Genomic DNA, 12,014 nt, shown 5'->3' on the forward strand with positions numbered 1-12,014 from the left:
AAGGTTAGGCAGTAGTAATGAAGGGCAAATCCAGCCAGACGGTGAAGCCCTGGCCCGCAGACGTGTCGATGCGCAGGCTGGCCCCGGCTCCGTGCAGGGCGCGCAGCCGGTCCTCGGTGTTGCGCAGGCCGATACCCCAGGCGCCGTCAAAGCCGGGTGCGCCCGGCCCATCGTCGTACACGCCCAGCTGCAGCCGCTCGCCTTGCCGCGTCGCCCGCAGGCACACGGTGCCGCCGTCGGGGTTGCGGGCAATGCCGTGGCGCACGGCGTTTTCCACCAGCGGCTGCAGCAGCAGGCTCGGCACCAGCGCGGGGCGGGTTTCCTGGTCCACCTCGTAGCAGAGCGTGAGCCGGTCGCTGAAGCGAATCTGTTCGATTTCCAGGTACAGGGCCGTGAACTGCAGTTCCTGCTCCAGGGTGACCTGCTGGGCGTCGGAGTGGTCGAGCACCACGCGCAGGAACTGGCCCAGCTTGCCCATCATCCGCTGCCCGGCCTTGGCGTCGTCGCCGGTCAGGGCGGCAATGGCGTTGAGGGCGTTGAAGAGAAAGTGGGGCTTGAGCTGCATCTTCAGCGCCTGCAGCTGGGCCTGCACCAGCTGGGTTTCCAGGCGGGCCGCTTCCAGGCTGCGGTTGCGGTACCGGTCGGAGTACTCCAGGGCGTAGGCCGCCAGCAGCAGCATCCAGTACATGGGCACCCACACGTTGAGCGAGGCCACGATGGCGGTCCAGCTCACCTCTGTGCCGGGCACGGCCAGCAGCCGCAGCATCAGCACATACACGGCCCGGTAGCCCACCGTCAGCGCGACCCCGGCCGCGACGTGCACCAGGAGCTTGACCAGTAAGCCGCGGCGGCCAGCGGTCAGGTCGAAGCGGGACGCCAGGGCAAACACCACCGGCGTGAGCAGCGCCCAGAGCAGGCTGTGCAGCAAGGGGCTCAGCACCACGGTGCGCCAGTGCACGGCCGCGCCCCGGCTAACCGCCTGGCCGTAGACAAGCCCCATCATGAACAAGGCAAACAACAGCCAGGCCAGCGCGATGCGTCCCCATTTCATGCGTTCCAGGTGCAGCATAACCGACAGGTGAGGCAACTCGGAGTTGCCAAAAGGTGAATCAACGGCCCGCCCCCGGCCAGGGTTGGCCAGCCCGGGGGCACGCGGCAGGCAGCGCCCCCGGTTGGCTTCCGGTCTGCTACTGCCCTGACGGCGCGAGCTTAGTCCGGCAGCTCATTGATGTCGCGGGGCTCCAGGCGGGGCTGGGCGTTCATGCGGTGGCGGTAGGCCGTGGAGGTTTCGTAGGCCTGGATGCGGGCCCGGTTGATGGAGCCCAGCGGCAGGTGCTCGGGCAGGCAGTGAAACGGATTAAACGAGAGCACATCATCGGCAAAGGCCCGGCGGGCTGGGCTGAAGGCCTCCTGGGCCGGAATAACGATTTTGCCCAGGGGCTGATAGGGGCTCTGGTCCTGGGGCCAGTCCACGGCGGCGTCTTCCACGGGCATGGCCTGCAGGTCGGTACAAAGTTGGGCGCGCAGCTCGTACTCGGCGCCCTGGGCGCGGAAGAAGTCCACCACCAGGTCGCGCCAGCCGGCTTGGTCGGTAATTTTCACCTGCTCGCCGGCCAGCGCCTGCACGTTGGCTGAGAGCGGGGCCACGCTGATTTTAGAGACGTAGTCGCCGAAGCGGATGGCGCCGAGCGTGGTGAAGGTTTCGCCCAGGATGTGGTTGTGCGGGTGGGGCGGCACCACCAGCGGAATTTCCTTCTTGATGCCCACGGCGTCGAGAGCTTGATTTACCAACGTGCCGGCCTCGGTCAGGAGCGTAGTGACCACCTCTGGAGCATGGATAAACACCTTTTCCTGGCGCAGCTGCATGTCGTGGTAGCTCTTGATGTCGCCGGTCGGAATGATGGTGTCGTTGACCAGCAGGAAGTCCTGGGTGACTTCGTCGGTCTGGTCGGGCAGGAACTTCCTGCCTTCCACCCCGATGATTTTCACGGCCATGCCCTTTACCGCCGATTGGGTATCGGAGTCGATGGAGCCGGGGGCCGAAGACAAGCGGATAATGACCGGGTACACTCGGGGCTGCCGGAACATGCCCTGGGCCAGGTGCGCGGGCAGGTTGGGGTAGACGTGCAGTTCGCCGCGCAGAATCCCGTGGCTTTTGGCGTGGGCGTCGCGGATGGCGTGGCGGTGCTTCTCAAACATGAAGCGGTTGACCCGGGCCATCGACTCGACGGTTTCGTCGATAAGCTGCTGCTCGTTGGGTTGAATTTCTTCCACTCCGGAATCGAAGCGGACGTAGGCGGTAGTGGGAAGGGACATAAACTGGGGGTTAAGTGGCTATGTCTTACCATACGCGCAGTATTGCCGTTTGGGATTGCTGCCCTGCTAAAGTGTGGGAGAGAGTTTACTTCATGGGTTCACCACTCCAACTCTTGCGTAGCTTGTTTGCTCACCTGGCTCTGATGAGCGGCCTGCTGCCGCTGCCGTGCTCCAGCACCTAGTTGCCACGTTGCTGGGCCACGGCGTCCAGCGCCTGGCTCACCTGGGCTATTTCGGGCTGGTCGGTGCGGTACGATACCTTCATTTCGGAGTGGCGCACGCCTTGCTCGTCGACGGTGCTCTGCAGCTCGCCAGCTTTGGCGCCGCTGGCAGTGATGGCCGCTTGCACGGCATCCGCCTGGCCCCGCTCACCCGCGGCGGTAACTGGCTCGTCCACCCGGATAATTACCTGCTTCTCGCTGCCGGGGCGGCCGGCGCTGACTTCTTCCTTTGCGGCCATGTCCAGGCTACGGTCCCAGTTCTGAGGCTGAATGGCTGCGGCTTCGGCAGCTAGCTGACGGGCGCTGCGGACAACATCGGGCAAGCAGTGAAACGAGTTGAATGGAAGTATGGCGTCGGCGAAGGCGCGGTGGGTGGGGTTGAATGCACTGAGATAAATGTCGGCTCCCATAGCCCCTCCCCTACTTGCCTTTAGCGGGCGGTCCGTGCTGCAAATAGTAGTTTACCGCTTCATCCACCAGCTCCTTCAAGTACACTCGGCGGCTGTGCAACATCAACTCCTCGTGGATGTAGGCCAGCGCAGCTCGTTGCGTTTCCCCTTCCAAGCGAATCAGCGACGGCTGCAGCCCGGACGGAGCCGCTTCGGCGGCTGGTGATTCTGCTTTGGGCGGTCGGCCCCGGCCCCGCTTTACTGCCTGCGTTGCGGGAGCAGTTGGCTTAGGAGTTGCTACTGCTGCAGCAACAGGCGCTGGAGCAGCAGCCTCTACTACTGGCGGAGCTATTGGGGCTGTTTCGGGTAACGGTACGGGCGCAAGCTCAGGATGCGGTGCAACTGCGGTAGTGGGCTCCGGGGCGGCTGGTGCGGCCGGCATATGGCCCGGCTGCCCGCGCAGCATGGACATCTTCTCGTCCGTGGAGATTTTCAAGCGTTGAATCTTGGCCATTACGCTACGAGTTCAGAGGTGAGTTGGGCCCGGGCAATCAGTTCGTCGCACAGGGCGCGCACTTCCGCTTCCACGGAAGCATCGGCCCCCACCGCCCGCCGATAGGCCGGGTTGAGGTAGCTGTAGCGGGTCGACAGGCGCTTGTAGCAGCCGAGCTGGCGCAGCGACGCCTGCAGGCGCGGCAAGCCCAGGGCGTCGGTGAATTCGTCCATGTCCTTTTCCTCTTTCAGGTTGGTGCGGTGCGAGTGCACACCAAAGAACTGGAAGTCCAGGCCCTGCTCCCGCGAGAGCCGGGAGATTTCCTGCAGCAATTGCATGAAAGAGATGGTGGCCAGACGCTCGGCGTCGGAGGCACCCACGGGCACGAGCACCACGTTGGCGCCGCTGAGCACATCAATCATGGCCGTGTCATCCGAGCGGCCCGGCACGTCGATGAATACCACGTCGTAATCGTCGCTGACCTCGTCGAGCCGGTCATACACTTGCCCCATGCCTACGGACTCCAGCGCATAGGGAAAGGCGGGCTCAGCCAGCGTGCCGGCTTCACGCTCCAACTCCACACTGGGCTGGTCGTTGGTGAGGCGCACCCCGGCCAGGGTTTGCTGGGAGTCGGCATCGACCACGAGCACACGGTAGCCATAGTCAGCGGCCAGCGCACCAGCCAGCACCGTGATGAGGGTACTCTTACCAATGCCGCCTTTCTGGTTGGCAACGCAAATGATTTTCATAAAGCGAGAGAACTAACAGGTAAAGCCGCAGCGGGCGTAAGCAGGTTGCAAAATAAGCACCTTGTTTCTCAATTTTCAAACTTACTTGTAAACTTGTTTTTTTATTTCCTAGAAAATAAGGTTATCAACTTCTAAATAAACAAACTGCTTATTTTCTTAAGTTACTTGTTTCTAATTTTACATGAAATATAATTTACAAGTTTCTCAATAAATGTTAATCAAAAGTTCTTAAGAAACTTATTTCCTGAAATACTAAGAAACAAAGCGCATTACGAGGCGTAATGCCTCCCGGATGCAGGCCTATCTTCTTTTCTGTTTACTTATTTCCTGAGAAATAAAAAATACAAAGTCTGACTTGCTACGCGGTCTGCTAGAGGCGCTACTGACCCTTTGCAATCAGACCATGGCTTCCAAGACATAGAAGACACCTAGTCAATGCCAGATAGTAACCGTGCTGGCTTTCTCGCTGCACTATCCCACAACGCGAACCGAATGACCCATCCCAGACACACGCAAAGGAGCACCTCACGGGTAGTTAGCAAGAAGACTACCATTTAATTGCGCTAACGCACTGATTAAATGGTAGTTATTTATCAACAGAGTTGATAAAGCATAAAATGAAGCTCTAAAACATTAATAGACAGCAGATAACAGTTAAAAATTAGCTATGCAGGACCAAAAACAACCATTGTTTTCACCGGCAGGCATTGGCCCGGCCGTGAAGCACCTTACAGTAAGCGGCCCGGCGCACCGGCTGGTAGGAGCGGAGTCGGCCCGGCTGGGCCTAACCCGCACGGAATACGCCGACGCGGCCATCCGCTACTTCGCGGAAAGGAGCCTGAACCCGGTGGAAGCCCAGGCCCGGGAAGGGCAGCTCATCATGGCGGAAGTGAAGCGGCTGGGCGACCGGGTGTTCTCCTACCTGCAGGAGCAGGAGCGGGGCTTGCTGTTGGAAATGGTGCGCTCCCAGCTGCGGCAGCAGGCCGTGCAGGAGCAAACGCTGCGGGTAGTGGAGAATTTATTGGCCCCGGAAGGAGGGGAGCCCTTGCATAAAATCCAGCGCAAAAATCAGGAGAGAATTGCGGAAGCTACCGCCGCTGGGTTGGCGGCCCTGAACATTAAGTCGCTGACTAAACAGCCTGGTAACGGGAAATAATGCCATGCACGCCAAGCTAATTAACCCCAAATCCAGTGGCAAGAAAGCCTATAATAACCAGGGTAGTGCGGCGCAGGCCTTGAATTACTTGACCCACGAGGCCCGGCAAAATGGTCAGGAAGCGCACTTCTTTGACGGGCAGCGGGAGGCACTGGACCGGGAATCCGTATTGGCAGCGCTCGATAACAACGTGAAGGGACTGCGGGCCAACGAGGCCAAGTTCTACTCCCTGGTTCTAAGTCCCAGTCCGGAAGAGCTGGCCCACATCGGGGGCGGTGATGAGGCGAAGCTGCGCGCCTACACCCGGGAGGTGATGGCTGCCTACGCGGCGAACTTTCGTCTGAAAGACGGCGGGGCAGTAGGGAAAGACGACCTGGTATGGGGTGCCATCATCCACCAGGAGCGCACGCACCGCGGCACCGACCCGGCCGTGAAGGAAGGGGAGGCCAAAGCGGGGCAGCCGCGCCCCGGCCTGCAGGCGCATATCCACGTGGTGGTCTCGGCCCGGGACCGGAACCAGCGCGTCACGCTCAACCCCGGCGGGCGCGTGAGCCGGTTCAGTCTGCGCGACTGGCAGGAGGAAGCCCGGGTGCAATTCGAGCAGCAGTTTCAGTACCAGGGCCAAGCCCCAAAACGAAAGGAAGCCCCCACCGTTTCCGCACCCAACCCGAAGCGCAACGCACGGATTGCCGAGCGCGTCGAGCAACTAAACCTGCAGGCGGACCCGAGCCAGCGCTTGGAGGCGGAGCGGGTGCAGCGCATCGCGCAGGCCCGGGGCTACGACCCCATTTTCTACGACCGGCTGCGACGGCTGGAAGACCGGGCCCGGCAGGGGCAGCCGCTGGACAACGCCTACCACCTGCTGGCCACGGGGCGCGAGGAGCCGGCCCGCGCCAATACCGGGCACCATGTGCGGCAGGCCCTGCACAGCCTGCAGCAAGTCGTGCGCGCCAACAGAGGCCCCGAGCACGTGGTGACCGAGGACATTGGCGAGCCGCGCCGGCGCGGACAGTGGGAAGCCGAGCTGTGATTCAATCAAATCCTACCCTTTAGATAAACCCTGCATGAGCATGATGAGCGCCCCCCGGCAGCCGGGCAACCAACGCCTGACCGGCTTCTACGTCGGCCTGACCTTCCTCCTGATGGTGCTGGCCGGCGGCGAGTACTACTTGCTGACCCACCCGGACCTGGTGGCGGGGGCCGCGTCCGCTGCGGGCCCGAAAGCGAGCTTGGGCACCTCAATTACAACCCGTCTGCTGAGCGGCCTGGGGCGCTTCTACCAGCGCTACGGCCTACTGGTTCGCGGTGCGGTACTGGTAGGAGGGGGGCTGCTGGCCGTGCTGCTGAAAATGCCCCCCGCCCGGCCCGGGCAGCGGCGCTGGCAGCCCACGCAGCTGCAGCTGCGGCGCGTACAGCTGGCGGCCGCGGGGGTGGGCTCACTCAGCGGGGCGCTGCTGCTGGCCCTGGCCCCGTTTTCGGCGGGCATCATTGCTTGGCTCTACCCCACGGCGGCCGGGCTGGTTCTGGGCGCGGGTCTGGTTGCGGGTGTGGTACGGGCCCTGCACAAGACGGAGCGGTTTGGGCTGCGCACCGAGCGCCAGCAGCAGCAGTCCGAGCACGGCTTTAGCTTGGCCACGACCGATGGGGGCTGGATTAACATTCCCAACCCGTTCCGGGGCACGCTGGTGCTGGGCGGCGCCGGGGCGGGCAAGTCGTATTCCATCGGGGAGCCTTTGATTGAGCAGTTCACTGAGAAGGGCTTTGCCGGCCTCATCTACGACTTTAAGTTTCCGGTGCTGGCCGAAGCCGCGCAGAAGGCTTTTGTGCTGGCCGACGCCAAAGCCCGGGCGGCCGGGCAGGAGCCCGCTCAAGTGCAGCTGCACATCATCAACTTTAAAGACCTGGAACGCAGCGAGCGGGTGAACCCCCTGCGGGCCGACAAGATGCCGGTGGTGGCGTACGCCAACGAATACGCCCGCGCCATCATGGCCAATCTGAACCCGGAGAGCATCAAAAAGATGGATTTCTTTGACACCAGCGCCAACGCCTTTCTGACGGCCATCATCTGGTTTTACAAGAAGAACTTCCCCACGTTCTGCACCCTGCCCCACGTGGTAAACACGGCCCTTCACCCGGACTTTACCCACGTGCTGAGCATGCTCGACTCGGACCCCGAGTGCGGGGACATGGTGCGCTCCATCACCACGGCTGTCAAGCAGCGGGCCGAGAAGCAGGTGGCCGGCGTCATTGCCTCGCTGCAGATTGTTCTCACGCGCATCAACTCGCCGGAAATTGCCTGGGTGCTCACCCCGGACGAGGCAAGAGGGGAGGGGTTTAGCCTGGAGCTGAACGACAAGAAAGCCCCCAAGGTGCTGGTGGTGGGCAACGACCCCACGCTCAAGGAAACCTTCTCGCCGGTTATCAGCTGCATCGTAGCCGTGGCCCTGAAGCTGATGAACCAGCAGCACAAGCACCCGAGCTACGTGTTCCTCGACGAGGCCGCCACCATCTACGTGCCCAACCTGGAGGTGATACCGGCCACGGCGCGCAGCAACAAGGTGGCCATGATTTACATGACCCAGGACCTGAGTCAGATGATTGACGCCTACGGCCGGGAGAAAATGCAGGTGATGGTGAGCAACCTCAACAACCAATTTTTCGGCAAGGTCAATTCGCTGGAGACGGCCAAGTTCGTGTCCGAACTCGTGGGCAAGGAGGACCGGGAAATGGTGTCAGCCAGCCTGGGCCGTAGCCAGAGCGGCGGCGCCCGTGGCGCGGGCAGCAGCAGCAACCAGAGCGTGAGCTGGCAGGAGCGCAACTTGGTGCGGCTGCAGGATACCATCACGCTCGAAACCGGCGAATTCATCGGCCAGACCGTGGAAACGGAGCAGCCCTTTTTTCAGGGGAAGGTAGCGCGTCAGGCCACGCCGGGTAATTACCCGCTACACCCCTTGGCCACGTTCGAAGGCGGTCCGGCACCGGTACTGGAAGCGGCGCCGGCAGGGGAGGAGCCCAGCCGGGACTGGCTAAGCCAGCGCCGGGCGGCGCGGCAGGCCGGGAGCCAGCCCGCGGCCGAGGTCGTCGGTGCCCAGCAGGCCGTCATTCAGGCCAACTTTGCCTTGATACGCGAGGACGTGGCCGGCATTGTCGGGCAGTACGCCAACACCCTCAAGCCGGGCCAGATGCCGGACAATGAACCCATGCTTTAGGCGGCATTTGAGGCACCTTCAGTGCCGGTTTCTTGTTAACTAAATGCCTCCAGCTCCTCCCATTTACGTATTTTGCATGATGGAAACGCCCGCCTATCCGACCCCGCAGTTTGGCCCCCGTGAGCAGACCCGCGAGCAGCGGCAGTTCATCATCAGCCAGTCGCTGGGCATCACCCGCAGCCAGGGCCCCTATGAAGTGCCTGAGTGGCAGGCCGCGCTACACGAGCAGTACATAGATGGGTTGGTTGACCTGGACTATGTGGGGGCGCGCCACGACGAATACCGCGCTCAGTTCATTGCGGGCCAGGCGTCTGCCGCCGCGGTAACCAAGTAATTCTTCTTCGCGACACTTCAGCCCGGCCACCAGCGCCGCGCGGTTTTGCCCCGGCGTTTCTCGGTTATCGAGCGCTGGGCACTGCACGCCTATGACTGACCGCTTCACCAATCCGGAAACCGGCGTTTTTTATAACCGACTTGGCCTAACCGATGCCGAAGAGCTGGACCGGGAAACCAAGCGCCTGTCCCTGCGCCGGCTTGCGGAGTTGGCAGCCGGCCGCGGCCCGCAGGGCGACAGCTTCGATGCCGCGCGGCTGCGCGCCACGCACCAGTACCTGTTCCAGGATACGTTTGAGTGGGCCGGTCAGACCCGCCGGGAGGGTGCTTTTCAAGGAGTCAAAGCGGCCGACCTGCCGGGCATGGAGCGTCCCATGCACTTCGCACCCTTTGAGCGCATCGACGAGCGCCTGAACGCGCTGGGCGAGCAGCTCAAGCAGGAAAACAATCTCAAGGGCTTGACTACCCCGGCCGCGTTTGCCGAGCGGGCGGCCTACTATTTTGACCACTACAACCACGTGCACGCCTTCCGCGAGGGCAACGGGCGCACGCTGCAAGCTGCTTTCAGTGAGTTGGCGCAGCAGGGGGGCTACCGGGTTGACTTTAGCCGGGAGCACGAGCAACTCAACCCCGCCCGGGACCAGGGCATCGTTAGCCTGCACGGGGCGCCGCACCGCGAGAAGGACTTACAGGCCCTGCGTGACTTGTTTGCCCGCAACACCACGCCGCTGCCCGGACCGGAAGCCGAGGCGGCCCGCCACCCCAGCCAGGCCCGAGCCTTGGCAGACGGGCCTTTACCCGCGGTCCGGCAGATAGAGCAGCTCCGCGAGTTGGTGGCGGCCACCCCGGCCGTGCAGCAGCTGGTAGCCGGTGTGGACTACCGCCGCAACCAGCGCGCCGACGCCCTACTGAGCCAGGTGCTCGACATCGACCGCAACCCGCAGACGGGCGTGCCCCAGCACGGAACCGAATTGCGGCAGCTGCTGCAGGAGGCCGCGCAGGACAAACGCTTCCAGGACCCGCAATCCCAGCGGGAGGCGACGCGGTTCGGGGCCGCGCTGGCGGTCTTGCAGCCCCCGGAGCCAATGAAAGCCCTGGGGACTTCGCCGGCTTTACCTGCCACCGGGCCATCGACTGCGGGAACGGCCGCGTTTGTGCAAGCCGCCAAGCGGTTGGCCGAGGGATTGGAGGAGCAGGGCTACCCCGGGCCGGCTGATTCCTTGTCGCGGGCAGCCAAGGCCGTGGAGAAATCCGCTTATCTGGGCGGTGCCAACCTGCAGGCAGTGGGAGAGGCATTGACTCGGGCGGAGAAGATACCCGCGCTGGCCGATGACGCAGCCGCCTTGCGCGGTGCCGGGCGCAGTTTGCAGCAAGCCCAGCGGAGTATGGCCCCACCGACGCCGGGCCGGGAGAATGACGGTCTTGAACGGTAAGCACCCCCTTTTTCCATATTCTTCACGACCCGTTCATGAATCTATACATCGAAGCCGAGTACGAAGCTGCCAGCTGGGAGCTGGAGCAGTTGCTAGACCAGTGGCCGCAGCAAACCGAGCGCACGCTCACGCTACTGGCGGCGATTGAGGAATTCTCTCGGCAGGGCGCTTGCCACTGGCCGGCGCCGTTGCCGCCGCGCCTGCCTGAAGGTCCCATTGATGAAGCGCGTCGGGCGAGGGCATGGGCCCACCGGGTAAATCCTGCCTTGGCCCGGCAGTACCTGCTCAACCTGGCCCTAGCCAAGGAAGCCTTAGCTGTCCGGGAAAACCAGTCGCAGAATGGGTAGTCCACAACTGACCGAAGTATAGGGCTACCTTGGTACCGATGAAGGACGATGAACTCCAGTTTCTGCAGGAACAGCTTGAGGCGACCGAGTTGCTGCCCTGTGCCACCTGCCGGCAGGAGACGCTACACGCCCACGTGGAGGTGCTGGAGCGGTATGCATATGCCACGGAGTTGTTGATGGAATGCACCGCCTGTGGCACCCGGCGCACGTGGATGCAGTTGGAAACGCCGCAATAACCTGAATCGGAAATTCTGCCACCTCACAGATTGACGAAGCCAGCGGTAAAGGAGTGAACACGCATTTCCTGCATCATTACTTTAGCGTTTGCTTAAATACTAAAGTCTTATCTTTGTACCACGATGAAAGCACAATCCACTTGCGTCCGGGTCTTTGCCGATACTGCGCACATTGAACGCAGCACCCAACGGCTGGCTGCAGCTGAGGCTGGCTTGGAGGCACTTGCCCAGGTGCTGGCCCTGACCGGCAACGAAGTCCGCCTGAAGATGCTGTTTCTGCTGCTCGACCAGCAGCAGCTGTGCGTGTGCGACCTAGCCGACGTGCTGCATATGAACGTGTCAGCCATCTCCCAGCACCTGCGTAAGCTCAAAGATGGGGGCGTGGTGCAAGCCCGCAAAGTCGGACAGACTGTTTTTTACACGCTGACGCCTGCCCTGCGGCCTCTGGTGCAGCCCCTGCTTGCATCCGTTTCCACTTCTTTCACTGCCTCCGTAGCATGAGCCAATCCGCTTCCACTCCCACCAAGTCCCTGGCCGGAACGGGCCTGGTGGCCGCGCTGGCCGCCTCGCTGTGCTGCATTACCCCGCTGCTGGCCATCGTGGGAGGGCTGGGCGGCGTGGCTTCCACCTTCTCGTGGCTGGAGCCACTACGTCCCTACCTGATAGCCCTGACCGTGGGCGTGCTTGGCTTTGCCTGGTATCAGCAGCTCCGGCCCGCGCCGGTGGCGGCCGACAACTGCGGCTGCCCCGTGCCGGTCAAGCCTTCCCTAATGCAGTCGCGCGGCTTTCTGGCCAGCGTGACGGTACTAGCCGGGCTGCTGCTAACCTTTCCCTATTACGGTGCCCGGTTCTACCCAACGGTGGCGCCCAAACCGGTGGCTGCTACCATTGCGGCTCCGGTGTGGCAAACGAGCTCTTATCGCATCGGGGGCATGACGTGCGAGGCCTGCGCTCGCCACGTCGAGCACGACGTGCAGCAGCTGCCTGGCGTGCAGAGCGTGCAGGTGTCCTACGACCAGGGCACAGCCCAGGTACGCTTTAACCCGGCTGTCACGCCGGCAGCCCAGGTAGAGAAAGCCATTAACGGCACCGGCTACTCGGTAATGAACCCCACCACATCCCGCTAACCGTT

Annotated in this window: 14 protein-coding genes; 9 read left to right on the plus strand and 5 right to left on the minus strand. The window is 62.6% G+C overall.

The features are described from left to right. Positions 1 to 4: 4 nt before the first annotated feature. The 5 genes from ROI90_RS17985 to ROI90_RS18005 all read right to left on the minus strand — a co-directional run bounded on the left by ROI90_RS17985 (position 5) and on the right by ROI90_RS18005 (position 4,168). Complete coding sequence (locus ROI90_RS17985) at positions 5 to 1,069, minus strand: sensor histidine kinase (RefSeq protein ID WP_243520585.1); 1,065 nt, start codon at positions 1,067 to 1,069, stop codon at positions 5 to 7. 140 nt (positions 1,070 to 1,209) lie between these two features. After that, positions 1,210 to 2,316 (minus strand): catalase family protein, encoded by a 1,107-nt coding sequence (locus ROI90_RS17990; protein ID WP_243520586.1) that lies wholly within the window; start codon positions 2,314 to 2,316, stop codon positions 1,210 to 1,212. A 178-nt stretch (positions 2,317 to 2,494) separates the two neighbouring features. Next, complete coding sequence (locus ROI90_RS17995; RefSeq protein ID WP_243520588.1) at positions 2,495 to 2,860, minus strand: hypothetical protein; 366 nt, start codon at positions 2,858 to 2,860, stop codon at positions 2,495 to 2,497. A gap of 97 nt (positions 2,861 to 2,957) precedes the next feature. After that, positions 2,958 to 3,440 carry a hypothetical protein gene (locus ROI90_RS18000; protein WP_315999699.1) on the minus strand — a complete coding sequence of 161 codons (483 nt, stop codon included), beginning with the start codon at positions 3,438 to 3,440 and terminating at the stop codon, positions 2,958 to 2,960. After that, positions 3,440 to 4,168, minus strand: a complete 729-nt coding sequence (locus ROI90_RS18005) for a ParA family protein (RefSeq protein WP_243520590.1) — start codon at positions 4,166 to 4,168, stop codon at positions 3,440 to 3,442. Before ROI90_RS18005 ends, ROI90_RS18000 begins: the two co-directional genes overlap by 1 nt. A 667-nt stretch (positions 4,169 to 4,835) precedes the next feature. Between ROI90_RS18005 and ROI90_RS18010 the strand changes: the two genes are divergently transcribed. The 9 genes from ROI90_RS18010 to merTP all read left to right on the plus strand — a co-directional run bounded on the left by ROI90_RS18010 (position 4,836) and on the right by merTP (position 12,009). After that, positions 4,836 to 5,324 carry a hypothetical protein gene (locus ROI90_RS18010; RefSeq protein ID WP_315999700.1) on the plus strand — a complete coding sequence of 163 codons (489 nt, stop codon included), beginning with the start codon at positions 4,836 to 4,838 and terminating at the stop codon, positions 5,322 to 5,324. Between the two features lie 4 nt (positions 5,325 to 5,328). Beyond that, on the plus strand, positions 5,329 to 6,354 hold the full coding sequence (locus ROI90_RS18015; RefSeq protein WP_243520593.1) for a DUF5712 family protein: 1,026 nt from the start codon (positions 5,329 to 5,331) through the stop codon (positions 6,352 to 6,354). Positions 6,355 to 6,394: 40 nt separating this feature from the next. Continuing rightward, positions 6,395 to 8,533 carry a TraM recognition domain-containing protein gene (locus ROI90_RS18020; protein ID WP_243520595.1) on the plus strand — a complete coding sequence of 713 codons (2,139 nt, stop codon included), beginning with the start codon at positions 6,395 to 6,397 and terminating at the stop codon, positions 8,531 to 8,533. Positions 8,534 to 8,609: 76 nt separating this feature from the next. Then, positions 8,610 to 8,867, plus strand: a complete 258-nt coding sequence (locus tag ROI90_RS18025) for a hypothetical protein (RefSeq protein WP_243520597.1) — start codon at positions 8,610 to 8,612, stop codon at positions 8,865 to 8,867. A gap of 91 nt (positions 8,868 to 8,958) precedes the next feature. Continuing rightward, positions 8,959 to 10,299, plus strand: a complete 1,341-nt coding sequence (locus ROI90_RS18030; RefSeq protein ID WP_243520599.1) for a Fic/DOC family protein — start codon at positions 8,959 to 8,961, stop codon at positions 10,297 to 10,299. A 35-nt stretch (positions 10,300 to 10,334) separates the two neighbouring features. After that, positions 10,335 to 10,646: a hypothetical protein gene (locus ROI90_RS18035; protein ID WP_243520601.1), complete on the plus strand. Its 312-nt coding sequence runs from the start codon at positions 10,335 to 10,337 to the stop codon at positions 10,644 to 10,646. A gap of 38 nt (positions 10,647 to 10,684) precedes the next feature. Further along, on the plus strand, positions 10,685 to 10,882 hold the full coding sequence (locus ROI90_RS18040; RefSeq protein ID WP_243520603.1) for a hypothetical protein: 198 nt from the start codon (positions 10,685 to 10,687) through the stop codon (positions 10,880 to 10,882). A 123-nt stretch (positions 10,883 to 11,005) separates the two neighbouring features. Continuing rightward, positions 11,006 to 11,383 carry an ArsR/SmtB family transcription factor gene (locus ROI90_RS18045; RefSeq protein ID WP_243520605.1) on the plus strand — a complete coding sequence of 126 codons (378 nt, stop codon included), beginning with the start codon at positions 11,006 to 11,008 and terminating at the stop codon, positions 11,381 to 11,383. Then, complete coding sequence (gene merTP, locus ROI90_RS18050) at positions 11,380 to 12,009, plus strand: mercuric transport protein MerTP (RefSeq protein ID WP_243520608.1); 630 nt, start codon at positions 11,380 to 11,382, stop codon at positions 12,007 to 12,009. The genes ROI90_RS18045 and merTP overlap by 4 nt, the downstream gene beginning before the upstream one ends. Positions 12,010 to 12,014 lie beyond the last annotated feature (5 nt).

It is taken from the genome of Hymenobacter endophyticus (assembly GCF_032464715.1).
Lineage (GTDB): Bacteria > Bacteroidota > Bacteroidia > Cytophagales > Hymenobacteraceae > Hymenobacter > Hymenobacter endophyticus.